The organism is Citrobacter sp. CK206 (genome assembly GCF_030333125.1).
Classification (GTDB): Bacteria; Pseudomonadota; Gammaproteobacteria; order Enterobacterales; family Enterobacteriaceae; genus Citrobacter_B; species Citrobacter_B koseri.
Map to the genome: position 1 here is coordinate 351,487 of NZ_JAOWGM010000023.1, position 22,382 is coordinate 373,868.

Sequence of the window (22,382 nt, forward strand, 5' to 3'; positions counted from 1 at the left end):
AGAGGTATGGATATGTATTCATCTATTGCACAGGCCAACGAAGCCATTATTGAACGAATCAAAGCCGCGCGCCCACATTGGGTTGCGGTACGCCCGGCGAAAGACGCGGTGGCCGAATTAGCGTCTGGACGTAAATTACTGCACGCCGGCCCGCCGATCGCCTGGGAAGAGATGACCGGCCCGATGCGCGGCGCCTGTATCGGCGCGTCGCTGTTTGAAGGCTGGGCGGCCAGTGAGGAAGAGGCCGTACGCATGCTGGAACAAGGTGAGGTGGCGTTTATGCCTTGTCATCATGTGGGCGCAGTGGGGCCGATGGGCGGTATCACCTCCGCCAGTATGCCGGTGCTGGTGGTACGTGACGTGGTGCATGGCAACTTGTCCTGCTGCAACCTTAATGAAGGGATCGGCAAAGTGATGCGTTTCGGCGCTTACGGCGATGACGTCCAGAAACGCCTGCGCTGGATGCGTGATGTGCTGGCGCCGGTGTTGCAGGAAGCGCTCTCGCGGATGGAAAACGGCGTCGATCTGACGGCGCTGATGGCGCAGGCGATCACCATGGGGGATGAGTTCCACCAGCGTAATATTGCCGCCTCTTCTTTGCTGCTGCGCACGTTGTCGCCGGTGATCGCCGGACTGGATCGTCCGAAGTCTGAAATCATTGACGTGCTGCAATTCCTCAGTGTCACCGACCAGTTCTTCCTCAACCTGGCGATGGCTTACAGTAAAGCGGTGATGGATGCGGCGGCGGAAATTAAAGCCGGATCGGTCGTTACGGCCATGACGCGTAACGGTCGCGACTTTGGTATTCGCGTAAGCGGCACCGGCGACCGTTGGTTTACCGCGCCGGTGAATACGCCGCAGGGGCTGTTTTTTACCGGTTACAGCCAGGCCGATGCGAACCCGGATATTGGCGACAGCGCCATCACGGAAACGTTGGGGATCGGCGGCGCGGCAATGATTGCCGCGCCTGGCGTAACGCGTTTTGTCGGCGCAGGCGGTATGGGGGCGGCGCTGGAAACGTCGGAAGAGATGGCTGAAATCTATCTGTCCAGCAATCCGCTGTTCCAGATTCCGTCCTGGGATTTCAGGGGAGCCTGCCTGGGGCTGGATATTCGCCGCGTTGTTGAAACGGGGATCACGCCGCTGATTAATACCGGTATTGCCCATCGTGAAGCGGGAATTGGGCAGGTGGGGGCGGGAACCGTACGCGCTCCGCTGCTTTGCTTTGAAAAAGCGCTGGAAGCGCTGGCGGAGTTGCATCACATCACGGCGTAATCGCTTTGCCCGGTGGCGCTACGCTTACCGGGCCTACGGTCTGGCAATGCTGTAAAGGCGTTTACGCCGCCATCCGGCATACTGGAGTGTACCGATGAGCATTATCAATCCCCTGGCCTGTGCCGGACTTTATCGACTTCCCGATGGTGAGTGGTCGTTACACAGCCGCTTCTCGCAGGCGATTAACTTTTGCCATTCCGGTGGCGAGCTGTTGACGCTGTTTCGCTATGGGAAAGGAATGGGGCCGACGGGCGTGTTACTGAGCACCGCGCAGTTTTCCCGCGTGGCCCATGTTGAACGACTTATCAAACAGGGGAGCACCCTGTGGGGGCAGGGCATAATGCTTGACCCTCGTCGCATACTTCGTGTGTTGCTGAGTTCTGCTGCTGTCGCTCCTGTCGATCTCTCATTCTGTACGCAACGCAGCGGCTTCTCCGGGGCGTTAAATCAACCGCTGACGGCTATGCCGCACTATCCTGAAATAATTAAGCAGCTTGCATACTGGCATCATGGCATGATGCCGGACTGGCGCTGGCTTATCGGATGCGGGCCAGGACTGACGCCCAGCGGCGATGATATGCTGACGGGTATGCTTGCCGTGCTGTATGCCGCCGGGTTTTCTGCGCGGCTGGGGCATTTCTTACCTCCGGCGGATCAGCTTGCGCAACTTACAACGTCGGTAAGTTGCAGCTATCTGAACAGCGCCAGAATGGGGGAATTTTCAATACCGGTGCTGAAGGTGATGCGCCGTTTACAGTCAGGGCGCGACCCGCAGCCCGCGATTCAGCGTTTGCTCGCGGTTGGACACACTTCAGGCGCCGATACATTACTGGGGATAGCAATAGCGCAACGGTGGTTACAGATGGTCGACTCAAGGGGAAGGCATGCTCGATCAGGAAACAATACGCACATTTATTCGGGTTGCGGAGACGGAGAGCTTTTCCCGCGCGGCCAGCTCGCTACATAAAACGCCAGCGGCGATCAGCTATCGCATAAAAACGCTGGAGGAGCAGGTGGGAACGCAGCTCTTTTTACGCACAACCCGATCGGTCAGCCTGACTCTTGCCGGGCAGCACCTGCTTGAGCATTGCCGCCAGTGGCTTAACTGGCTGGATGCAATGCCGGACGAGCTTCAGCAGATCAACGCAGGCGTTGAGCGGCAGGTGAATATCGTTATCAATAACCTGCTATATCAGCCGCAGACCACGGCGGACTTACTGACGTGGTTACATCAACAGTTTCCGTTTACCCGTTTTCAAATTTCCCGTCAGGTCTACATGGGCGTGTGGGATTCGCTTTTGTATGACGACTTCCAGTTAGCGATTGGCGTGACGGGCTCGGAGTCGCTCTCCAATAACATCTCTCTGCTGCCGCTGGGGGATATCAGCTGGCAGTTTGTGGTGGCGCAGAGTCATCCTTTGGCGAGCCATCCTGCGCCGGTATTGTCTGACGATATGCTGCGCCGTTACCCCGCCATTAATATTGAAGATACTTCGCGAACGCTGACGCGCCGTGTTGCCTGGTTGCTGAGCGGACAAAAGGAGATCAAGGTTCCAGATCTCAGCACCAAGCTGGCCTGCCATTTAAGCGGCCTCGGCGTCGGTTTTTTACCGGAGCGATTGTGCCGTCCGTATGTCGAGTCCGGGGCGCTGGTTGCCCGCTCAGTGGTCAATCCACGCCAGCCTTCGCCGCTTTCTATCGCCTGGAAGAATGCGGGCAGCGGAAAAGTGGTGAGTGAAATCGCCGACGTATTTAAGCAGAAAAGTGCATTAGTGAGCGGATTTATCAGAATGGTCGATCGACCTGCGGAGTATTAACGCTGCGCGTTTCCTTGATGGGATCATGTTGAAAAATGGCATATTCGACTGTTTTTGTTTACCTTTAAAAGGTCGTTTTCGTGAGAATGATCTCATTTGCGTTTTTTTGATATGACCAAGGAATATTGAATGGAAGATTTGAATGTTGTCGACAGCATAAATGGTGCGGGCACCTGGCTGGTGCGCAACCAGGAGCTGCTGCTGAGTTATGCGGTTAACATCGTTGCGGCTATCGCTATCATCATCATCGGGATGATCGTGGCGCGTATTGTTTCCAATACCGTTAATCGCCTGATGCTGGCGCGCCATATTGATGCGACCGTTGCTGACTTCCTGTCTGCGCTGGTGCGTTACGGCATTATTGCCTTTACGCTGATTGCCGCTCTGGGGCGCGTTGGCGTACAAACGGCTTCCGTTATCGCTGTGTTGGGTGCCGCCGGTTTAGCGGTCGGTCTGGCCTTACAAGGTTCTTTGTCTAACCTCGCGGCAGGCGTACTGCTGGTGATGTTCCGTCCTTTCCGCGCGGGAGAATATGTCGATCTCGGCGGCGTCGCGGGTACGGTACTGAACGTACAAATTTTTTCGACCACCATGCGTACCGTGGACGGCAAAATTGTGGTGATCCCGAATGGCAAGATTATTGCCGGAAATATCATTAACTTTTCCCGCGAACCGGTGCGTCGTAACGAATTTATCATTGGCGTGGCGTATGACTCTGATATCGACCAGGTGAAAAAAATCCTGACCGATATTATCCAGTCCGACGAGCGTATTCTGAAAGACCGTGAAATGACGGTGCGCCTGAATGAGCTGGGCGCCTCCTCCATTAATTTCGTGGTGCGCGCATGGAGTAAAAGCGGCGATCTGCAAAATGTTTACTGGGATGTGCTGGAACGCATTAAACGGGAGTTCGATGCCGCAGGCATCAGCTTCCCGTATCCGCAGATGGACGTGAATTTCAAACGAGTGAAAGAGAACGCGGAATAAGCCGTTTGCCGTTTCGCCCGGTGGCGCTACGCTTACCGGGCCTACAGGTTGTTTTGTAGGCCGGATAAGGCGTTAGCCGCCATCCGGCATTTCCTTCCCCCTTTATTAATTCCCCTAATCTGCGATTAAAATTATCAATTTCCGCTAATGATTCTCTCGCGCTATAGTCTGCGCTTAAGAGAAACAGTTCGGAATAATTATCGTGATATCTTATTATTTTCAAGGTCTTGCGCTTGGTGCAGCCATGATCCTGCCACTCGGCCCGCAGAATGCGTTTGTGATGAATCAGGGGATTCGTCGGCAGTATCACATCATGATTGCGCTGCTTTGCGCGATCAGCGATTTAGTGCTTATCTGCGCAGGCATCTTTGGCGGCAGCGCATTGCTCATGCAGTCTCCCTGGCTGATGGCGTTAGTGACCTGGGGCGGTGTGGCGTTTTTATTGTGGTACGGCTTTGGCGCGTTAAAAACGGCAATGAGCAGCAACCTGGAACTGGCCAGCGCAGAGGTGATGAAGCAGGGGCGCTGGAAAATCATCGCCACAATGCTGGCGGTGACGTGGCTGAATCCGCACGTTTATCTGGACACTTTCGTGGTACTGGGTAGCCTGGGCGGGCAACTGGATATGGAGCCGAAGCGTTGGTTCGCTTTGGGAACCGTTAGCGCCTCTTTCCTGTGGTTCTTCGGTCTGGCGCTGCTGGCCGCCTGGCTGGCGCCGCGACTGCGTACCGCCAAAGCCCAGCGTATCATCAATACTCTGGTAGGGCTGGTGATGTGGTTTATCGCTTTTCAACTGGCAAAAGAAGGGGTTGCACACGTTCACGCATTGTTCAACTAAGCGTTGTCTGATGGACAACGCGCAGATACCCGCTAAGCTTGCCTGCATGCGCCCTGAGTTTCAGGGCGATTAACGTAACATGGAGGAGCGACAGTGAAGTTCAAAGTGATGGCCCTTGCGGCATTAGTCGGATTTAGCACAATCCCGGTACAGGCAAATGAGTTGCCGAATGGACCGCACATCGTGACTTCCGGGACGGCAAGCGTGGATGCGACGCCTGACATCGCCACCCTGGCGATTGAAGTCAACGTGTCGGCAAAGGATGCCGCTTCCGCCAAGAAACAGGCCGATGAGCGTGTTGCGCAATACCTTTCTTTCCTTGAACAAAATCAGATTGCCAAGAAAGACATCAGCTCTGCAAACCTGCGCACTCAGCCGGACTATGACTACCAAAATGGTAAAAGTGTGCTGAAAGGCTACCGCGCGGTGCGAACCGTTGAAGTTACGCTGCGCCAGCTGGACAAACTCAACTCTCTGCTGGATGGCGCGCTGAAAGCGGGTCTGAATGAGATCCGGTCGGTGTCATTAGGCGTTGCGCAACCGGATGCCTATAAAGATAAAGCGCGTAAAGCGGCGATTGACGACGCGGTTCACCAGGCTGAGCAACTGGCTGCGGGCTTTAACAGTAAGCTGGGGCCGGTTTATAGCGTGCGTTACCACGTTTCTAATTATCAGCCGAGCCCGGTGGTGCGAATGATGAAAGCGGACGCGGCGCCTGCGGTGTCGGCCCAGGAAACCTATGAGCAGCCGACAATTCAGTTTGCTGATCAGGTCGATGTGGTGTTCCAGTTAGAACCAGCAGCAGAGACGAAAGCACAGTAAGCGTTGTTGAAACGCCTTATCCGGCCTACAAAATAACCTGTAGGCCTGATAAGCGTAGCGCCATCAGGCACGGCGCGTTAATCCTGTCTTAAAACCTTATGCCCATACTCCAGCAGCGCGTCAGTCACGTTGCGCATCATACGGCTTTCCGGCGCAAAACGGTGCCAGTAGAGCATCCGACGCTGGAACAGGCCAGGCGTTAAATCGATCAGCTCACCGCTCTCCAGCTCTTTCTCGATCTGCAAATGCGGGATCATACAGCAGGTGGTGCCCTGACGCGCGAGCTGTACGAAGGCTTCGGAAGAGTTAACGATATGGCATGGCACGCTGCCCGGCGGTAAATCGAAGTTCTGCTGTAAAAAGGCCTGGTGCATGTCATCCAGATGGTCAAACGCCACTGCGGGCGCTTTCAGTAGCGCGGAACGGGTGACGCCGTTGGGGAAGTAGCGCTCGGCGAAGGGTTTTGATCCCACGAACAGATAGTCGAGCGCGCCAAGTTTGTCTACCAGGCAGCTTGGCAGCGCCTGGTGCTGAATACTCACCGCGCCAACCACTTCGCCGCGACGCAGACGTTCCTGGGTACGGGTTTCATCTTCCACCTGCAAATTGAGGCGAATAGGCGAGTCGGCCAGAACCGGCGCCAGCGCCGGAAGCAGCCAGGTCGCCAGACTGTCGGCGTTGACCGCCAGCGACAGCAGCAGCGGCGTGGAGCCGGTTTGCTCATCGCCAAGCCACTCATCTTCCAGTAGCTCTACCTGACGCAGCAGCGCCAGCAATTTTTGTCCTTGTTCGGTAGGACGCGGCGGAACGGTACGTACCAGCAGCGGTTGCCCAAACATATTCTCAAGCTGTTTTATGCGTTGTGAGACAGCGGATTGTGTGATGCACAACTTCTGTGCGGCGCGTTCAAATCCCCGTTCACGAATCACCGCATCCAGCGCTTGTAGTGTTCTGTAGTCTGGACGTTTCATTGCTCTGAGGTACTCCTGAAATTTTTCTTATCCCGCACTATGACATAAATTTCACTCAGGTACAGACGAAATCCGCCGCTTGCGAGCGGGGTCGGAGGGATTTTTTCGCACAATGATCTATAATGCGCCTGAATTTTCACACCACAGGCGAAACGATCATGACGCAGGATGAACTGAAAAAAGCAGTAGGATGGGCGGCACTTCAGTATGTACAGCCCGGCACCATTGTGGGCGTAGGTACCGGTTCAACAGCCGCGCACTTTATTGATGCGCTGGGCACAATGAAAGGTCAGATTGAAGGGGCGGTGTCCAGCTCGGATGCATCTACTGAAAAACTCAAGAGCCTCGGCATTACCGTTTTCGATCTGAATGAAGTGGACAGCCTGGGCGTCTATGTTGATGGCGCGGATGAGATCAACAGCCACATGCAGATGATTAAAGGCGGCGGCGCGGCGCTGACGCGTGAGAAAATCATTGCTTCGGTGGCGAAGAAATTCATCTGCATCGCGGATGCCTCCAAAGAGGTCGATATTCTGGGTAAATTCCCGCTGCCGGTGGAAGTGATCCCGATGGCGCGCAGCGCTGTCGCACGCCAGTTAGTGAAGCTGGGCGGTCGTCCTGAGTACCGTCAGGGCGTAGTCACTGATAACGGCAATGTGATCCTCGACGTATACGGCATGGAAATTCTTGATCCGATCGCGATGGAAAACGCGATTAACGCCATTCCGGGCGTCGTGACCGTCGGCCTGTTCGCCAATCGTGGCGCGGATGTGGCGCTGATTGGTACGGCAGACGGCGTAAAAACTATCGTAAAATGATCTGGCGAGGGTGATTCATCCCGCGTTAAAAAAATTTGGCAGGGCAAATTTGGTGACTTGTATCACGTTTTTGATGTTGCCCTGCCGATCTCTCCAAAGAAAATCTTATCCCCAGCATTTTCCTCTGCCATTTCACGCTGAATGATATTTCTTCAGAGTGGCGACGCAAACGTTCATATTGCCGCAATAGTTTTTTTTGATATGTTGAAAGGCGGATACAAATCCACATACAACACATCAGTTTCGATAAAAAGACAGGGTCGGGGAAATGGCAAAGGTATCACTGGAGAAAGACAAGATTAAATTTCTGCTGGTTGAAGGTGTGCACCAAAAGGCACTCGAAAACCTTCGCGCGGCAGGTTATACCAACATCGAATTTCACAAAGGCGCTCTGGATACTGAGCAGTTGAAAGAGTCCATCCGTGATGCCCATTTCATTGGCCTGCGATCCCGAACCCATCTGACCGAAGATGTGATTGACGCCGCAGAGAAACTGGTGGCGATTGGATGTTTCTGCATCGGCACCAACCAGGTTGATCTGAGCGCAGCGGCAAAACGCGGAATCCCCGTGTTTAACGCGCCGTTCTCCAACACGCGTTCTGTTGCGGAGTTGGTGATTGGCGAGCTGCTGCTACTGCTTCGCGGCGTGCCGGAAGCGAACGCGAAAGCGCACCGTGGCGTGTGGAACAAACTGGCGGCCGGTTCGTTTGAAGCGCGCGGCAAAAAGCTGGGGATCATTGGTTACGGCCACATTGGCACACAGTTGGGCATTCTGGCGGAATCGCTGGGCATGCACGTCTTCTTCTACGATATTGAAAACAAACTGCCGCTGGGCAACGCGACCCAGGTACAGCATCTTTCCGATCTGCTGAACATGAGCGACGTTGTGAGCCTGCATGTGCCGGAAAACGCCTCCACCAAAAATATGATGGGCGCGACGGAAATCGCACTGATGAAACCGGGCGCGCTGCTGATCAACGCGTCTCGCGGTACGGTGGTGGACATCCCGGCGCTGTGCGATGCGCTGGCGAGCAAACACCTGGCGGGCGCAGCTATCGACGTGTTCCCGACGGAACCTGCGACCAACAGCGATCCGTTTACTTCTCCGCTATGTGAATTCGACAATGTGCTTCTGACGCCGCATATCGGCGGTTCTACCCAGGAAGCGCAGGAGAACATCGGCCTTGAAGTGGCGGGCAAACTGACGAAGTATTCTGATAACGGCTCTACGCTGTCTGCGGTGAACTTCCCGGAAGTCTCCCTGCCGCTGCACGGCGGTCGTCGTCTGATGCATATCCATGAAAATCGTCCGGGCGTGCTGACCGCGCTTAACCAGATTTTTGCCGAGCAGGGCGTTAACATCGCCGCGCAGTATCTGCAAACGTCTGCCCAGGTCGGTTACGTGGTGATTGATATCGAAGCGGATGAAGATGTGGCGGAGAAAGCCCTGCTGGCGATGAAAGCGCTACCGGGTACGATTCGCGCTCGTCTGCTGTACTAATTTGTATACTGTGCCGGGTGGCGGCTATGCCTCACCCGGCCTGTGAGATCGGTTCGTAGGCCGGGTAAGCGAGCGCCATCAGGCAATTCACTGCGGCCACTCCCACACTTTTGACGGCGTCACCACCGCAGGCAGCGGGATATCCCACTCTTCGACAGGCAACTTTTCCACTAACTGACAATCGTGCGCATAACCCACCGGTTGGATCTTATGCTGTCGCCAGTTCTGCAACGTTCTGTCGTAGAACCCGCCGCCCATTCCCAGACGCTGGCCGTCTTCGTCGAAAGCGACTAACGGTGTAACCAGCACATCTAACTGAGAGAGCGGCAGCACGTCGCGCACGTCCAGCTTCGGTTCCTGAATTTTCAGACGATTCATCACCAGAGAGCTTTGCGGATGATAATGCAGAAACAGCAAATTGCCGGGGCTGAACGGATGGAGAACCGGTAAATACACGCGTTTTCCCGCGCGCCAGAGCTGCTCAATCAAGGGTTGCGTGTCCAGCTCGCCATCAAATGAAAGAAACACCGCGACGGTGTGGGCAAGAACCACGGGAGGATAAGCAAGCATTCTGGTGGCGGCCTGTTGACCGAACGCAGTTTGCTGTTGAGACGTCAGCGTACGGCGACGTTGCCGAATCATCTGGCGGATTTCTTGTCGGGACAAAAGAAGTTCAGGAAGTTGCGTCATGGCTGTCGCCAGGTAGAAGGGGAATCTCCGAGATGCCGCCGCAGGCTGTAACCCTTGAACCCTTGGTTCAAGGTGAATGCGTCGTCACGGTTTTAAGGCTTCTCGGACTAGCCGAGCATGCTCACCAACCATGGAGCGCCACATTCTTGTGGTATGAAATATCGGCTCAGGGGACTGGCCCGCTTGCAAACATCTCAGAGAAATTTTGTCTTCACGGTCACTCTACCATAGTAAACCGAAAAGTGTTATTCAAAGTTTTGGCCCGTTTTTTCGGTTATGCGACCCTGATCAAGCAACGCCTGTTCAATGGTCTGTTGAAGCATCCGAATTCGTTGTTCCATGCTCGCCGCGTAGTCGCGGGTCTTCGCTTTTTCCTGAGTTAATTCATAGCTGATGTTCAATGCGGCAATGAAAACCAGCTGCTCAGTATTTGTGACTCTAGTGCGAACTTTTAGATCTTGCAACCGCTGATTCAGATCGTCCGCAGCCTGATTCAACGCATCCCTTTGTTCAGGCGGGCAATTCACGCGGAGTGAACGGCCAAAAATTTGGATATCGACGGGTTGTGCAGACATGCCACCTTCCTGCTGATTGACTGCGCTGCCTTCGCCTCCAGACCCTGGGTCGGCGAAGGGGCGACACTATAGCTACCCCGGTGTGAAGATACAAGCCCTTTTCTGGTTCACCAGGGTCCAAAGTGGTAGCATATCATGAATATCCTCCCTTTGATGACGAATGCTTATGTCTATACAGAACGAAATGCCTGGTTACAACGAAATGAACCAGTTTTTGAACCAACAGGGGACGGGGTTAACCCCGGCCGAAATGCACGGTTTGATCAGTGGGATGATTTGCGGCGGCAACAACGACAGCTCATGGCAGCCGCTGTTGCACGACCTGACGAACGAGGGGCTGGCATTTGGTCACGAACTGGCGCAGGCGCTGCGTAAAATGCACGCGGCAACCAGCGACGCGCTGGAAGACGACGGCTTCCTTTTTCAGCTTTTTCTGCCTGAAGGCGACGACGTGAGCGTATTCGATCGCGCTGATGCGCTGGCCGGCTGGGTTAACCACTTTTTACTGGGGCTTGGCGTCACGCAGCCTAAGCTGGATAAAGTGACCGGCGAAACCGGTGAAGCCATTGACGATCTGCGCAACATCGCCCAGCTCGGTTATGACGAAGACGAAGATCAGGAAGAGCTGGAGATGTCGCTCGAAGAGATCATCGAATATGTGCGGGTTGCGGCGCTGCTGTGCCACGACACCTTTACGCGTCAGCAGCCAACGGCGCCGGAAGTCCAGAAACCGACTCTGCACTAAGAACGTAAACGCAATGGAGAGTGTTATGAGCGATATATCTCAGCAGGAGTATCAGCGTCGCCGCCAGACATTACTGGCGCAAATGCAGCCGGGCAGCGCCGCGTTGATTTTTGCAGCTCAGGAAGCCACGCGCAGCGCGGACAGTGAATATCCGTATCGCCAGAGCAGTGATTTCTGGTATTTCACCGGTTTTAACGAACCGGAAGCGGTGCTGGTGCTGATTAAAAGCGATGACACTCATAACCACAGCGTTTTGTTTAACCGCGTTCGCGATCTGACGGCGGAGATCTGGTTTGGCCGCCGCCTGGGGCAGGACGCCGCGCCGGAAAAACTGGGCGTGGATCGCGCGCTGGCGTTCAGCGAAATCAACCAGCAGCTTTATCAGTTACTCAATGGCCTTGACGTGGTTTACCACGCGCAGGGCGAATATGCGTATGCCGACGAGATTGTTTTCGCCGCGCTGGATAAACTGCGTAAAGGTTCCCGACAGAACCTGACTGCACCGGCGACGATGACCGACTGGCGGCCAATGGTGCACGAGATGCGCCTGTTTAAATCGCCGGAAGAGATTGCCGTCATGCGTCGCGCGGGCGAGATCAGCGCGCTGGCGCATACCCGCGCAATGAAAAAATGCCGTCCGGGGATGTTCGAATATCAACTGGAAGGTGAAATTCACCACGAATTTAACCGTCACGGCGCGCGCTATCCGTCTTATAACACCATTGTTGGCAGCGGTGAGAACGGCTGCATCCTCCACTACACCGAAAATGAAAGCGAAATGCGCGACGGCGATCTGGTGTTGATCGACGCCGGATGCGAATACAAAGGTTATGCTGGCGACATTACGCGTACTTTCCCGGTGAACGGCAAATTTACGCCTGCCCAGCGCGAAATCTACGATATCGTGCTGGCGTCGCTGGAAACCAGCTTACGCCTGTTTCGTCCGGGAACGTCTATCCAGGAGGTCACGGGAGAAGTGGTGCGCATCATGATCGCGGGGCTGGTGAATCTGGGCATTTTGCAGGGCGACGTGGAGCAGTTGATCGCGGAAAACGCCCATCGTCCATTCTTTATGCATGGTCTTAGCCACTGGCTGGGGCTGGACGTACACGATGTCGGCGTTTACGGGCAGGAGCGCTCCCGCGTACTGGAGCCGGGCATGGTGCTCACCGTTGAGCCGGGTCTGTACATCGCGCCGGACGCCGACGTGCCGGAAGCGTATCGCGGCATCGGCATCCGTATTGAAGATGACATCGTCATTACGGAAACGGGCAACGAAAACCTGACCGCCAGCGTGGTGAAAAAAGCGGACGATATTGAAGCCTTAATGGCGGCGGCGCGTCAGCTATGAGCGTGATTATTGTTGGCGGCGGTATGGTGGGCGCGACGCTGGCGCTGGCCCTTTCTCAGCTTAGCCACGGCAAACTGGCCGTGCACCTGATTGAAGCGAGCGCGCCTGAAGCCGCCGCGCATCCCGGGTTCGACGCCCGGGCGATCGCGCTGGCGGCAGGCACCTGTCAGCAACTGGCGCGGATTGGCGTCTGGCAGGCGATTGCTGATTGCGCAACGGCGATCAACACGGTACATGTCAGCGATCGCGGCCATGCCGGTTTTGTCACTCTGGACGCGCAGGATTACAGCATCGCTGCGTTGGGGCAGGTTGTGGAGCTGCATGATGTCGGTCAGCGACTGTTTGCGCTGTTGCGCAAAGCGCCGGGCGTGACGCTGCATTGCCCGGATCGCGTTGCCAGCGTGGCGCGGACGCAAGAAAAGGTGAATGTCACTCTGGAAAATGGCGACGTGATTTCTGGTCATGTCGTGGTGGCGGCCGACGGTACGCACTCCGCTCTGGCGACCGCCTGCGGCGTGGACTGGCAGCAGCAGCCTTATGAACAACTGGCGGTGATCGCCAACGTTGCGACCGCTATCGCGCATGACGGACGTGCGTTTGAACGCTTTACCCAACACGGCCCGCTGGCGATGTTGCCGATGTCTGAAGGTCGCTGTTCGCTGGTGTGGTGCCATCCGCTTGAACAGCGCGATGAGATCATGCGCTGGTCGGATGAACGCTTTTGCCATGAGCTACAGTCGGCGTTTGGCTGGCGGCTGGGACGAATCACCCATGCGGGTAAGCGCAGCGCTTATCCGTTAGCGCTCACCACGGCGGCCAAAGCGATAACCCATCGCACCGTGCTGGTCGGCAATGCGGCGCAGACGCTGCATCCTATCGCCGGGCAAGGGTTTAACCTGGGGCTGCGCGATGTGATGAGCCTTGCCGAAACGCTGGTGCAGGCGCATGAGTCTGGGGCGGACGTTGGCGAGTACGGCGTGCTTTCTGAGTACCAGTCGCGCCGTCAGGCTGACAGAGAGGCGACGGTTGGCATAACGGATAGTCTGGTGCATCTGTTTGCTAACCGCTGGGCGCCGCTGGTTGCCGGGCGCAACGTCGGCTTAATGGCGATGGAGTTATTGCCTCCCCTTCGCGACACGTTGGCAAAACGGACGTTGGGCTGGGTCGCACGATAATTCACCGGTAGGTCGGAATAAAGAAGTAGGCCTGATTAGCGCAGCGCCATCAGGCAATGCCGCGGAAGTAATGTAATGCCGGATGGTGGCTTTGCCTTATCCGGCCTACGGTTTTTGATTGTCCTATTTTCAGGAGTACACAGTGCAAAGTGTTGATGTAGCCATTGTTGGCGGAGGCATGGTAGGCCTGGCTGTCGCCTGCGGTTTGCAGGGCAGCGGTTTACGCGTTGCCGTTCTGGAACAGCGCGTTCCACAGCCGCTGGCGAGCGACGCTCCCCCGGCATTACGCGTGTCGGCTATCAATGCCGCCAGTGAAAAACTGCTTACGCGTCTTGGGGTCTGGTCAGACATTCTTGCTCGCCGCGCAAGCTGCTACCACGGTATGGAAGTCTGGGATAAAGACAGCTTTGGCCGCATCGAGTTTGATGACAAAAGCATGGGATACAGCCACCTGGGGCACATCATTGAAAATTCGGTGATCCACTACGCGCTATGGCAAAAGGCGCAGCAGTCAGCGGATATTACCCTGATGGCGCCGGCTGAATTGCAGCAGGTCGCCTGGGGAGAAAATGAAACCTTCCTGACCCTGAAAGATGGCGCGATGCTGACGGCAAGGCTGGTGATTGGCGCAGACGGCGCGAACTCCTGGCTGCGCAACAAAGCGGATATTCCGCTGACCTTCTGGGATTACCGTCATCATGCGCTGGTGGCGACCATCCGCACCGAAGAAGCGCACGGCGCCGTTGCGCGTCAGGCGTTTCATGGCGAAGGCATCCTGGCGTTCCTGCCATTAAGCGATCCGCATCTGTGTTCCATTGTCTGGTCGCTGTCTCCGCAGGACGCTGAGCATATGCAGCAGGCGAGTGAGGATGCGTTCAACCGGGCGCTGAACGTCGCGTTTGATAACCGCCTCGGTTTATGCCGCGTTGAGAGCGAACGCCAGGTGTTCCCGCTGACGGGACGCTATGCGCGTCAGTTTGCCGCACACCGGCTGGCGCTGGTGGGCGACGCCGCACATACCATCCATCCGCTGGCGGGGCAGGGGGTGAACCTCGGCTTTATGGACGCCGCAGAGTTGATCGATGAACTCAAACGTCTGCAACGCCAGGGCAAAGACATTGGTCAATACCTCTATTTGCGTCGTTACGAGCGCAGCCGTAAGCACAGCGCCGCGATGATGCTGGCAGGTATGCAAGGTTTTCGCGAACTGTTTGCCGGAGAGAACCCGGCGAAGAAATTGCTGCGCGATATTGGTCTGAAACTGGCCGATACTCTCCCGGGCGTAAAACCGCAACTGATTCGTCAGGCGATGGGATTGAACGATCTGCCTGAGTGGCTCCGCTAAGCATTTCCCTCCTGCTTCTGAGAGTTTGAAACCCGTCACATTTTCCTCTCCCGGCCTTCGCGCCGGGACGCTTTCCTCATTTGAAATAATCTAATTTCACCTCTCTTTTCGCATTAGTTTTTTTAATATTACGATTTTCAACTATCATCATTTTTGACATTTTTTCCACATTTAATATTGATGCGTGCGGGGTGGTTGCGTATTTTATTATCGTTTATGGAGGTGGTTTGTTTATTTTGTGGTTTTTTATGCTGAGACGGGTTTGGCGTTTTTTGGTCATAAGCTAATGTGATGGTTAATTTTGCCTTATGGTTTAGCGTCTGCTTCGGTGGTAAGTTCAGGTAAAAGAGAACGTTTGCGTCGAAGCCCTGGAGTGGCTGCGACGCCGGGTTTCGTGGCGAAGATTTCACCATGAAATGGTTGTAAGCCCCGCTTATTCAATGAGGACAAGATGGCTCAACAGACTCCTTTATACGAACAACACACGCTTTGTGGCGCGCGCATGGTGGATTTCCATGGCTGGATGATGCCGCTGCACTATGGTTCTCAACTTGATGAGCACCATGCAGTTCGCACTGATGCCGGTATGTTTGATGTGTCGCATATGACCATCGTCGATCTACGCGGCAGCCGCACCCGGGAGTTTTTGCGTTATCTGCTGGCGAATGACGTGGCGAAACTCACAAAGACCGGTAAAGCCCTCTACTCTGGTATGCTCAATGCCTCGGGCGGCGTGATAGATGACCTGATTGTCTATTACTTCACTGAAGATTTCTTCCGCCTCGTTGTAAACTCCGCCACCCGCGAAAAAGACCTCTCCTGGATTACCCAACACGCCGAACCTTACGCCATCGACATCACCGTTCGTGACGACCTGTCGCTGATTGCGGTACAGGGGCCGAATGCGCAGGCGAAAGCGGCCACGCTGTTTACTGAAGAACAGCGCAAGGCGGTGGAAGGCATGAAACCGTTCTTTGGCGTGCAGGCGGGCGATCTGTTTATTGCAACAACCGGTTATACCGGCGAAGCAGGCTATGAAATTGCGATGCCAAACGAAAAGGCGGCGGATTTCTGGCGTGCGCTGGTGGAATCCGGCGTGAAGCCGTGTGGCTTGGGCGCGCGTGATACGCTGCGTCTGGAAGCGGGTATGAACCTGTATGGTCAGGAGATGGATGAAGGCGTCTCTCCGCTGGCGGCGAACATGGGCTGGACCATCGCCTGGGAACCGGCCGATCGCGATTTTATTGGTCGCGAGGCGCTGGAAGTCCAGCGTGAAAAAGGTACCGAACAACTGGTGGGTCTGGTTATGACCGAGAAAGGCGTACTGCGTAATGAACTGCCGGTACGCTTTACCGATGCCCAGGGGAATCAGCTGGAAGGCGTTATCACCAGCGGCACTTTCTCTCCGACGCTGGGCTACAGCATTGCGCTGGCGCGCGTTCCGGCGGGTATTGGCGAGACGGCGATCGTGCAGATCCGCAACCGCGAAATGCCAGTAAAAGTCACTAAACCTGTTTTTGTGCGTAACGGCAAAGCCGTCGCGTGATTCATCCTTTTTTGGAGATTTATTGATGAGCAACGTACCTGTAGAACTGAAATACAGCAAAGAACACGAATGGCTGCGCAAAGAAGCAGACGGTACTTACACGGTTGGCATCACGGAACACGCTCAGGAATTGCTGGGCGATATGGTTTTTGTCGATCTGCCAGACGTCGGCGCCACCGTTGCGGTGGGCGATGACTGCGCGGTAGCAGAATCGGTAAAAGCCGCTTCTGACATTTATGCGCCGGTGAGCGGTGAGATTGTGGCGGTAAACGACGCGCTCAGCGACTCCCCTGAACTGGTCAACAGCGAGCCGTATGCGGGTGGCTGGATCTTCAAAATCAAAGCCAGCGACGAAAGCGAAATCGACTCGCTACTGGATGCAACCGCATACGAAGCATTGTTAGAAGACGAATAAATACGCTTCATCCTTCACGCAGCAGGTGTGTTGGCTTCCTCGCTCACTCCAGTCACTTACTTATGTAAGCTCCTGGGGGTTCTCTGCGTCGCCGCCGTCCTGCAACGTGAATGATTTTGCGTATTCGTTTTCGCACGCGTAGGCCCGGTAAGCGTTAGCGCCACCGGGCAATTGAGCCAGAGACAATCACGATTCACTGCACGTTTCAGGAACCATCGCCCATGACACAGACGCTAAGCCAGCTTGAAAACAGCGGCGCTTTCATTGAACGCCACATTGGACCGGACGCCGCACAGCAGCAAGAGATGCTGAATACCGTTGGCGCCGAGTCGTTAAACGCGCTGATCGGCCAGATTGTGCCGAAAGACATTCAGCTTGCCATGCCGCCGCAGGTAGGTGAAGCGGCGACGGAATACGCCGCGCTGGCCGAATTAAAAGCGATTGCCGGTCGCAACAAGCGCTTCACGTCTTACATTGGCATGGGTTATACCGCGGTGCAGCTGCCGCCGGTTATCCTGCGCAATATGCTGGAAAATCCGGGCTGGTACACTGCGTATACGCCTTATCAGCCGGAAGTTTCGCAGGGGCGTCTGGAAGCGCTGCTGAATTTCCAGCAGGTGACGCTGGATCTGACCGGGCTGGATATGGCCTCCGCTTCGTTGCTGGATGAAGCAACCGCTGCCGCAGAAGCGATGGCGATGGCAAAACGCATCAGCAAACTGAAAAACGCCAACCGTTTCTTTGTCGCCTCTGACGTTCACCCGCAAACGCTGGACGTCGTGCGCACCCGCGCGGAGACCTTCGGTTTTGATGTGATCGTCGATGACGCGGAAAAAGTGCTGGATCACCAGGATGTGTTCGGCGTGCTGTTGCAGCAGGTTGGCACCACCGGTGAAGTCCACGACTACAGCGCGCTGATTAGCGAACTGAAGTCACGTAAAGTTGTCGTCAGCGTAGCCGCCGATTTTATGGCGCTGGTGCTGCTGACGGCGCCGGGTAAACAGGGCGCGGACATTGTGTTCGGCTCTGCGCAACGCTTCGGTGTACCGATGGGCTACGGCGGCCCACACGCGGCGTTCTTTGCCGCCAAAGATGAATTCAAACGTTCCATGCCGGGCCGTATTATCGGCGTATCGAAAGATGCGGCGGGCAATACCGCACTGCGCATGGCTATGCAGACTCGCGAACAGCATATCCGTCGCGAGAAAGCGAACTCCAATATTTGTACTTCGCAGGTGCTGCTGGCCAACATCGCCAGCCTGTATGCCGTTTATCACGGTCCGGTTGGGCTGAAGCGCATTGCTAATCGCATTCACCGCCTGACCGACATTCTGGCGGCGGGCCTGCAACAAAAAGGGCTGAAACTGCGCCATGCGCATTACTTCGACACCCTGTGCGTAGAGGTGGCCGATAAAGCCGCCGTCCTGGCGCGCGCGGAAGCCGCAGAGATCAACCTGCGCAGCGACATCCACAACGCTGTCGGCATCACGCTGGATGAAACGACAACCCGCGAAAACGTGCTGCAACTGTTCTCTGTACTGCTGGGCGACGACCACGGTCTGAACATTGATACGCTGGATAAAGACGTGGCGCACGATAGCCGCTCTATCCAGGAGAGTATGCTGCGTGATGACGCGATCCTGACGCATCCGGTGTTCAACCGTTACCACAGCGAAACGGAGATGATGCGCTACATGCACTCGCTGGAGCGTAAAGATCTGGCGCTGAACCAGGCAATGATCCCGCTGGGTTCCTGTACCATGAAGCTGAACGCGGCGGCGGAGATGATCCCCATCACCTGGCCGGAATTTGCGGAACTGCATCCGTTCTGCCCGGCAGATCAGGCGGAAGGGTATCATCAGATGATCAACCAGCTTTCTGACTGGCTGGTGAAACTGACGGGCTATGATGCCGTGTGTATGCAGCCGAACTCCGGCGCGCAGGGCGAATACGCGGGCCTGCTGGCGATTCGTCATTATCACGAAAGCCGCAACGACGGTCATCGCGATATCTGTCTGATCCCGGCCTCCGCTCACGGCACCAACCCGGCTTCCGCACAGATGGCGGGTATGCAGGTGGTGGTGGTCGCATGCGATAAGAACGGCAACATCGATCTGGCGGATCTGCGCGCTAAAGCCGAGCAGGCGGGTGACAATCTCTCTTGCATCATGGTGACTTACCCATCCACCCACGGCGTGTACGAAGAAACCATTCGTGAGGTGTGCGAGATCGTGCATCAGTTCGGCGGCCAGGTATACCTCGATGGCGCAAACATGAACGCGCAGGTTGGCATTACCTCTCCGGGCTTCATCGGCGCGGATGTTTCACACCTCAACCTGCATAAAACCTTCTGCATTCCGCACGGCGGCGGCGGCCCGGGTATGGGGCCGATCGGCGTGAAATCACATCTGGCGCCGTTTGTTCCGGGTCACAGCGTGGTGCAGATCGAAGGGATGCTGACCCGTCAGGGCGCGGTGTCCGCCGCACCGTTCGGCAGCGCATCCATTCTGCCGATCAGCTGGATGTACATCCGCATGATGGGCGCGGAAGGGCTGAAGCAGGCGAGCCAGGTGGCGATTCTGAACGCCAACTATATCGCCAGCCGCCTGAAAGACGCGTATCCGGTGCTGTATACCGGTCGCGATGGCCGCGTGGCGCACGAGTGTATTCTCGACATCCGCCCGCTGAAAGAAGAAACCGGCATCAGCGAGCTGGATATTGCCAAGCGTTTGATCGACTACGGCTTCCACGCGCCGACCATGTCGTTCCCGGTGGCGGGAACGTTGATGGTTGAACCGACGGAATCTGAAAGCAAGATGGAGCTGGATCGCTTTATCAATGCGATGCTGGCGATTCGCGCGGAAATCGATCGCGTGAAAGCTGGTGAGTGGCCGCTGGAGGATAACCCGCTGGTTAACGCGCCGCACACGCAGAATGAGCTGGTCGCGGAGTGGAACCACGGATACAGCCGTGAAGTCGCGGTGTTCCCGGCGGGGGTAGCGAACAAGTACTGGCCGACCGTGAAACGCCTTGATGACGTTTACGGCGACCGTAACCTGTTCTGCTCCTGCGTACCGATGAGCGAATATCAGTAATCTCTCTGCCATGTTGTAGGCCGGGTAAGCGCAAGCGCTACCCGGCTTTTTTTATTCGGAGACAGAACTTGTCGGCCGGATAAGGTATTAGCCGCCATCCGGCAAAAAATTACAGCTTCTCGCCGTTGCTGGCGATAACCTCTTTATACCAGGTAAAACTTTTCTTCCGCGAGCGCGACATATCGCCGCTGCCGTCGTCATGCTTATTCACGTAAATAAAACCGTAACGCTTGCTGTATTGTCCGGTCGTGAATGACACGCAGTCGATGCAGCCCCACGGCGTATAGCCCATCAGATCCACGCCATCATACGTCACCGCTTTCATCATCTCTTCTACGTGAGCACGCAGATAGTCGATGCGGTAATCGTCGTTGATGCTACCGTCTTCTTCCACTTTGTCGTAGGCGCCAAACCCATTTTCCACAATAAACAGCGGCTTCTGATAGCGTTCATACAGCTCGCACAGGGAATAACGCAGGCCGACCGGGTCAATCTGCCAGCCCCAGTCGGAGGCTTTGACGTGCGGATTCGGCACGCTGCCCTCGAAGCCGGAAATGGCATCGCCGCTACCGCCTTCCGCTTTTACTGCGTTAGTCATGTAATAGCTGAAGCCAAGGTAATCGCAGGTGCCTTCGCGCAGAATCTCCGCGTCGCCAGCGTCCATGTTGATGTTAAAGCCGCGACGTTCCCATTCGTTCAGTACATAAGACGGGTAGTAGCCGCGTAGCTGAACGTCGGTAAACACATAGCGCTCACGCATGGATTCCTGCGCGAACATGACATCTTCCGGCTTACAGGAAAACGGATAGAGCGCGACCATCGCCAGCATACAGCCGACCTTCATCTCCGGGTTGATGCGGCGTGCCGCCTTCACCGCCAGCGCGCTGGCGACGAACTGGTGATGCAGCACCTGATACATGGTTTCTTCCGGGTTTTCATGCTCGGTATACACCACGCCGGAACAACAGTAGCCAAACAGCGGCGCGCGCCAGTTGCGCTGGTTGTTGATCTCGTTGAAGGTCATCCAGTATTTGACTTTGTGCTTGTAGCGCTCAAATACCACCTCCGCGAAGCGGACGAAGAAATCCACCACTTTACGGTTGGTCCAGCCGCCGTATTGCTGTACCAGATGCAGCGGCATTTCAAAGTGGGAGAGGGTGATGACCGGTTCGATGTTGTATCTGAGCAACTCATCGAACATATCATCGTAGAATTTCAGCCCTTCTTCGTTCGGTTGCGTCTCGTCACCCTGCGGGAAAATGCGGGTCCAGGCGATAGAGGTGCGAAAGCATTTAAACCCCATCTCGGCGAACAGCTTAATGTCTTCTTTATAGTGACCATAAAAATCGACCGCTTCATGGTTCGGATAATATTTACCCGCTACGACTTGTCGGGTGATTTCACGCGGTACGCCATGCGCTCCGCCGGTCAGCACATCACAGATGCTCGGCCCTTTGCCGCCTTTGTTCCAGCCGCCTTCAACCTGATGAGCGGCAACTGCGCCGCCCCATAAGAAATCTTTTGGTAAGGTGAGTTTTTTCATTGTTGCTCAATCTCAAATTAATACAATCTGATTTTGAGTCTAACAAAGGAAGGCAAAAAGTCACGATATAACAAAATAGCGTTGGTGTAATTTGTTACGCCCAAAAAACAAATTGTTTTTTTACGCTAATTTTTTCGCCAGCTTACGGCCTAATGATTCAAGAATATAGATAACGGGGATCTGCGTTGTAATATCATAAACGCCGGCAATACGGGTTTGTGGTACATGCCAGGAGAGATTAAAATCAGCCAGCTTTGCCAGCGCCGAGTGTTCATGGCTGGTAATCGACAGCACTTTGCAGTTGTGCAGGCTGAACTGGCTGGCAAAGCGCAGGATCTCCGCAGTCTCTCCCGATACTGAAAGCACAATCGCCAGCGCGTTTTTTGCCATGTCGTTGGTGACCGGAAAATAAGGATCGTCAATATGATTACTGAATTTCCCGACGTTAGAGAAAAAACGTGCGCCATATTTTGCCAGCGCGCCGGAAGTTCCTGCGCCGACAAATATAATACGTTCGGAAGATAAAATGATATCGACAGCCTGATCGAGTAATTTATCAAACTCATCGTTATTGACGCTTTTAAAGAAACTGATAATTTCGCTGGCGCCAAAATTAGCCTGTTGCGGCTCATCCTGCTCTAAATATAATTTAAAGCGCACGCGGAATTCAGAGTAGCCGTCACAGTGAAGTTTGCGACAAAAGCGCAGCACGGTGGTGGTGGAAACGCCCACGGCATCAGCCAGTTCGCGAATGGTCATGTACATGACTTTGTCACGGTTTTTGATGACATAGTTGTAGACCAGCATCTCAAGATTGTTGAGACTGGCGATGGCAGCGTGGGAGAACATACTCACAATGGCAAAACTCACTCA

The 22,382-nt window shown here is 55.3% G+C and carries 20 protein-coding genes and 1 other RNA gene; 15 read left to right on the forward strand and 6 right to left on the reverse strand.

The genetic code is table 11. The features are described 5' to 3' along the window. Positions 1-12: 12 nt before the first annotated feature. The 6 genes from OGX81_RS08345 (at position 13) to OGX81_RS08370 (ending at position 5,739) form a co-directional block, all read left to right on the forward strand. A complete protein-coding gene (locus tag OGX81_RS08345; protein WP_104868213.1) occupies positions 13-1,275 on the forward strand; it encodes a YlbE family protein in 1,263 nt (420 codons plus the stop codon). 94 nt (positions 1,276-1,369) lie between these two features. Then, a complete protein-coding gene (locus OGX81_RS08350; protein ID WP_104868214.1) occupies positions 1,370-2,242 on the forward strand; it encodes an oxamate carbamoyltransferase subunit AllH family protein in 873 nt (290 codons plus the stop codon). Beyond that, on the forward strand, positions 2,160-3,092 hold the full coding sequence (gene allS, locus OGX81_RS08355; RefSeq protein ID WP_047461391.1) for an HTH-type transcriptional activator AllS: 933 nt from the start codon (positions 2,160-2,162) through the stop codon (positions 3,090-3,092). The genes OGX81_RS08350 and allS overlap by 83 nt, the downstream gene beginning before the upstream one ends. A 129-nt stretch (positions 3,093-3,221) precedes the next feature. Beyond that, a complete protein-coding gene (locus tag OGX81_RS08360; protein WP_012135025.1) occupies positions 3,222-4,079 on the forward strand; it encodes a small-conductance mechanosensitive channel MscS in 858 nt (285 codons plus the stop codon). A 202-nt stretch (positions 4,080-4,281) separates the two neighbouring features. Beyond that, positions 4,282-4,917: an arginine exporter ArgO gene (argO, locus tag OGX81_RS08365; protein ID WP_058668062.1), complete on the forward strand. Its 636-nt coding sequence runs from the start codon at positions 4,282-4,284 to the stop codon at positions 4,915-4,917. Between the two features lie 93 nt (positions 4,918-5,010). After that, on the forward strand, positions 5,011-5,739 hold the full coding sequence (locus OGX81_RS08370; RefSeq protein ID WP_286487539.1) for an oxidative stress defense protein: 729 nt from the start codon (positions 5,011-5,013) through the stop codon (positions 5,737-5,739). A gap of 77 nt (positions 5,740-5,816) precedes the next feature. On the opposite strand, the gene argP is transcribed toward OGX81_RS08370, so the two are convergent. Next, positions 5,817-6,710 carry a DNA-binding transcriptional regulator ArgP gene (argP, locus tag OGX81_RS08375; RefSeq protein WP_012135021.1) on the reverse strand — a complete coding sequence of 298 codons (894 nt, stop codon included), beginning with the start codon at positions 6,708-6,710 and terminating at the stop codon, positions 5,817-5,819. Positions 6,711-6,868: 158 nt separating this feature from the next. On the opposite strand from argP, the gene rpiA reads away from it, so the two are divergent. Continuing rightward, positions 6,869-7,528, forward strand: a complete 660-nt coding sequence (gene rpiA / locus OGX81_RS08380; protein ID WP_104869107.1) for a ribose-5-phosphate isomerase RpiA — start codon at positions 6,869-6,871, stop codon at positions 7,526-7,528. Positions 7,529-7,796: 268 nt separating this feature from the next. Further along, positions 7,797-9,029, forward strand: a complete 1,233-nt coding sequence (gene serA, locus OGX81_RS08385; RefSeq protein WP_047461397.1) for a phosphoglycerate dehydrogenase — start codon at positions 7,797-7,799, stop codon at positions 9,027-9,029. Between the two features lie 87 nt (positions 9,030-9,116). On the opposite strand, the gene OGX81_RS08390 is transcribed toward serA, so the two are convergent. The 3 genes from OGX81_RS08390 to zapA all read right to left on the reverse strand — a co-directional run bounded on the left by OGX81_RS08390 (position 9,117) and on the right by zapA (position 10,294). After that, a complete protein-coding gene (locus tag OGX81_RS08390) occupies positions 9,117-9,719 on the reverse strand; it encodes a 5-formyltetrahydrofolate cyclo-ligase (protein WP_047461402.1) in 603 nt (200 codons plus the stop codon). Between the two features lie 20 nt (positions 9,720-9,739). Beyond that, positions 9,740-9,923: non-coding RNA, 6S RNA (gene ssrS / locus OGX81_RS08395), on the reverse strand. A 41-nt stretch (positions 9,924-9,964) separates the two neighbouring features. Then, positions 9,965-10,294 (reverse strand): cell division protein ZapA, encoded by a 330-nt coding sequence (zapA, locus tag OGX81_RS08400; RefSeq protein ID WP_006686880.1) that lies wholly within the window; start codon positions 10,292-10,294, stop codon positions 9,965-9,967. Between the two features lie 166 nt (positions 10,295-10,460). Between zapA and ygfB the strand changes: the two genes are divergently transcribed. The 7 genes from ygfB to gcvP all read left to right on the forward strand — a co-directional run bounded on the left by ygfB (position 10,461) and on the right by gcvP (position 19,966). Then, a complete protein-coding gene (gene ygfB / locus OGX81_RS08405) occupies positions 10,461-11,039 on the forward strand; it encodes a UPF0149 family protein YgfB (protein ID WP_123907426.1) in 579 nt (192 codons plus the stop codon). Between the two features lie 25 nt (positions 11,040-11,064). Continuing rightward, a complete protein-coding gene (pepP, locus tag OGX81_RS08410) occupies positions 11,065-12,390 on the forward strand; it encodes a Xaa-Pro aminopeptidase (protein WP_104868217.1) in 1,326 nt (441 codons plus the stop codon). Further along, on the forward strand, positions 12,387-13,565 hold the full coding sequence (gene ubiH, locus OGX81_RS08415) for a 2-octaprenyl-6-methoxyphenyl hydroxylase (RefSeq protein WP_049008276.1): 1,179 nt from the start codon (positions 12,387-12,389) through the stop codon (positions 13,563-13,565). The genes pepP and ubiH overlap by 4 nt, the downstream gene beginning before the upstream one ends. A 142-nt stretch (positions 13,566-13,707) precedes the next feature. Continuing rightward, entirely contained in the window at positions 13,708-14,910 is a 1,203-nt protein-coding gene (ubiI, locus tag OGX81_RS08420; RefSeq protein ID WP_047461414.1) for an FAD-dependent 2-octaprenylphenol hydroxylase, read from the forward strand. 451 nt (positions 14,911-15,361) lie between these two features. Continuing rightward, the gene (gene gcvT, locus OGX81_RS08425; protein WP_012135011.1) at positions 15,362-16,456 is read left to right on the forward strand and encodes a glycine cleavage system aminomethyltransferase GcvT; all 1,095 of its coding nucleotides are present in this window, start codon (positions 15,362-15,364) and stop codon (positions 16,454-16,456) included. A gap of 25 nt (positions 16,457-16,481) precedes the next feature. Then, positions 16,482-16,871 (forward strand): glycine cleavage system protein GcvH, encoded by a 390-nt coding sequence (gcvH, locus tag OGX81_RS08430; RefSeq protein ID WP_104868219.1) that lies wholly within the window; start codon positions 16,482-16,484, stop codon positions 16,869-16,871. A gap of 221 nt (positions 16,872-17,092) precedes the next feature. Continuing rightward, complete coding sequence (gcvP, locus tag OGX81_RS08435; RefSeq protein ID WP_104868220.1) at positions 17,093-19,966, forward strand: aminomethyl-transferring glycine dehydrogenase; 2,874 nt, start codon at positions 17,093-17,095, stop codon at positions 19,964-19,966. A gap of 109 nt (positions 19,967-20,075) precedes the next feature. Here the strand turns inward: gcvP and bglA are convergent, their stop codons facing one another. Beyond that, on the reverse strand, positions 20,076-21,509 hold the full coding sequence (gene bglA / locus OGX81_RS08440) for a 6-phospho-beta-glucosidase BglA (RefSeq protein ID WP_012135007.1): 1,434 nt from the start codon (positions 21,507-21,509) through the stop codon (positions 20,076-20,078). A gap of 120 nt (positions 21,510-21,629) precedes the next feature. After that, positions 21,630-22,358 (reverse strand): MurR/RpiR family transcriptional regulator, encoded by a 729-nt coding sequence (locus OGX81_RS08445; protein ID WP_012135006.1) that lies wholly within the window; start codon positions 22,356-22,358, stop codon positions 21,630-21,632. Positions 22,359-22,382: the final 24 nt, after the last annotated feature.

What these genes read in the sequence shown, in the direction of transcription:
- ygfB (WP_123907426.1), top strand. Translation starts at nt 10,461, where the DNA reads ATGTCTATACAGAACGAAATGCCTGGTTACAACGAAATGAACCAGTTT.
- ubiH (WP_049008276.1), top strand. Translation starts at nt 12,387, where the DNA reads ATGAGCGTGATTATTGTTGGCGGCGGTATGGTGGGCGCGACGCTGGCG.
- bglA (WP_012135007.1), bottom strand. Translation starts at nt 21,509, where the DNA reads ATGAAAAAACTCACCTTACCAAAAGATTTCTTATGGGGCGGCGCAGTT.
- gcvP (WP_104868220.1), top strand. Translation starts at nt 17,093, where the DNA reads ATGACACAGACGCTAAGCCAGCTTGAAAACAGCGGCGCTTTCATTGAA.
- gcvT (WP_012135011.1), top strand. Translation starts at nt 15,362, where the DNA reads ATGGCTCAACAGACTCCTTTATACGAACAACACACGCTTTGTGGCGCG.
- OGX81_RS08445 (WP_012135006.1), bottom strand. Translation starts at nt 22,358, where the DNA reads ATGTTCTCCCACGCTGCCATCGCCAGTCTCAACAATCTTGAGATGCTG.
- rpiA (WP_104869107.1), top strand. Translation starts at nt 6,869, where the DNA reads ATGACGCAGGATGAACTGAAAAAAGCAGTAGGATGGGCGGCACTTCAG.
- serA (WP_047461397.1), top strand. Translation starts at nt 7,797, where the DNA reads ATGGCAAAGGTATCACTGGAGAAAGACAAGATTAAATTTCTGCTGGTT.
- OGX81_RS08345 (WP_104868213.1), top strand. Translation starts at nt 13, where the DNA reads ATGTATTCATCTATTGCACAGGCCAACGAAGCCATTATTGAACGAATC.
- OGX81_RS08390 (WP_047461402.1), bottom strand. Translation starts at nt 9,719, where the DNA reads ATGACGCAACTTCCTGAACTTCTTTTGTCCCGACAAGAAATCCGCCAG.
- OGX81_RS08360 (WP_012135025.1), top strand. Translation starts at nt 3,222, where the DNA reads ATGGAAGATTTGAATGTTGTCGACAGCATAAATGGTGCGGGCACCTGG.
- gcvH (WP_104868219.1), top strand. Translation starts at nt 16,482, where the DNA reads ATGAGCAACGTACCTGTAGAACTGAAATACAGCAAAGAACACGAATGG.
- OGX81_RS08350 (WP_104868214.1), top strand. Translation starts at nt 1,370, where the DNA reads ATGAGCATTATCAATCCCCTGGCCTGTGCCGGACTTTATCGACTTCCC.
- argP (WP_012135021.1), bottom strand. Translation starts at nt 6,710, where the DNA reads ATGAAACGTCCAGACTACAGAACACTACAAGCGCTGGATGCGGTGATT.
- zapA (WP_006686880.1), bottom strand. Translation starts at nt 10,294, where the DNA reads ATGTCTGCACAACCCGTCGATATCCAAATTTTTGGCCGTTCACTCCGC.
- allS (WP_047461391.1), top strand. Translation starts at nt 2,160, where the DNA reads ATGCTCGATCAGGAAACAATACGCACATTTATTCGGGTTGCGGAGACG.
- pepP (WP_104868217.1), top strand. Translation starts at nt 11,065, where the DNA reads ATGAGCGATATATCTCAGCAGGAGTATCAGCGTCGCCGCCAGACATTA.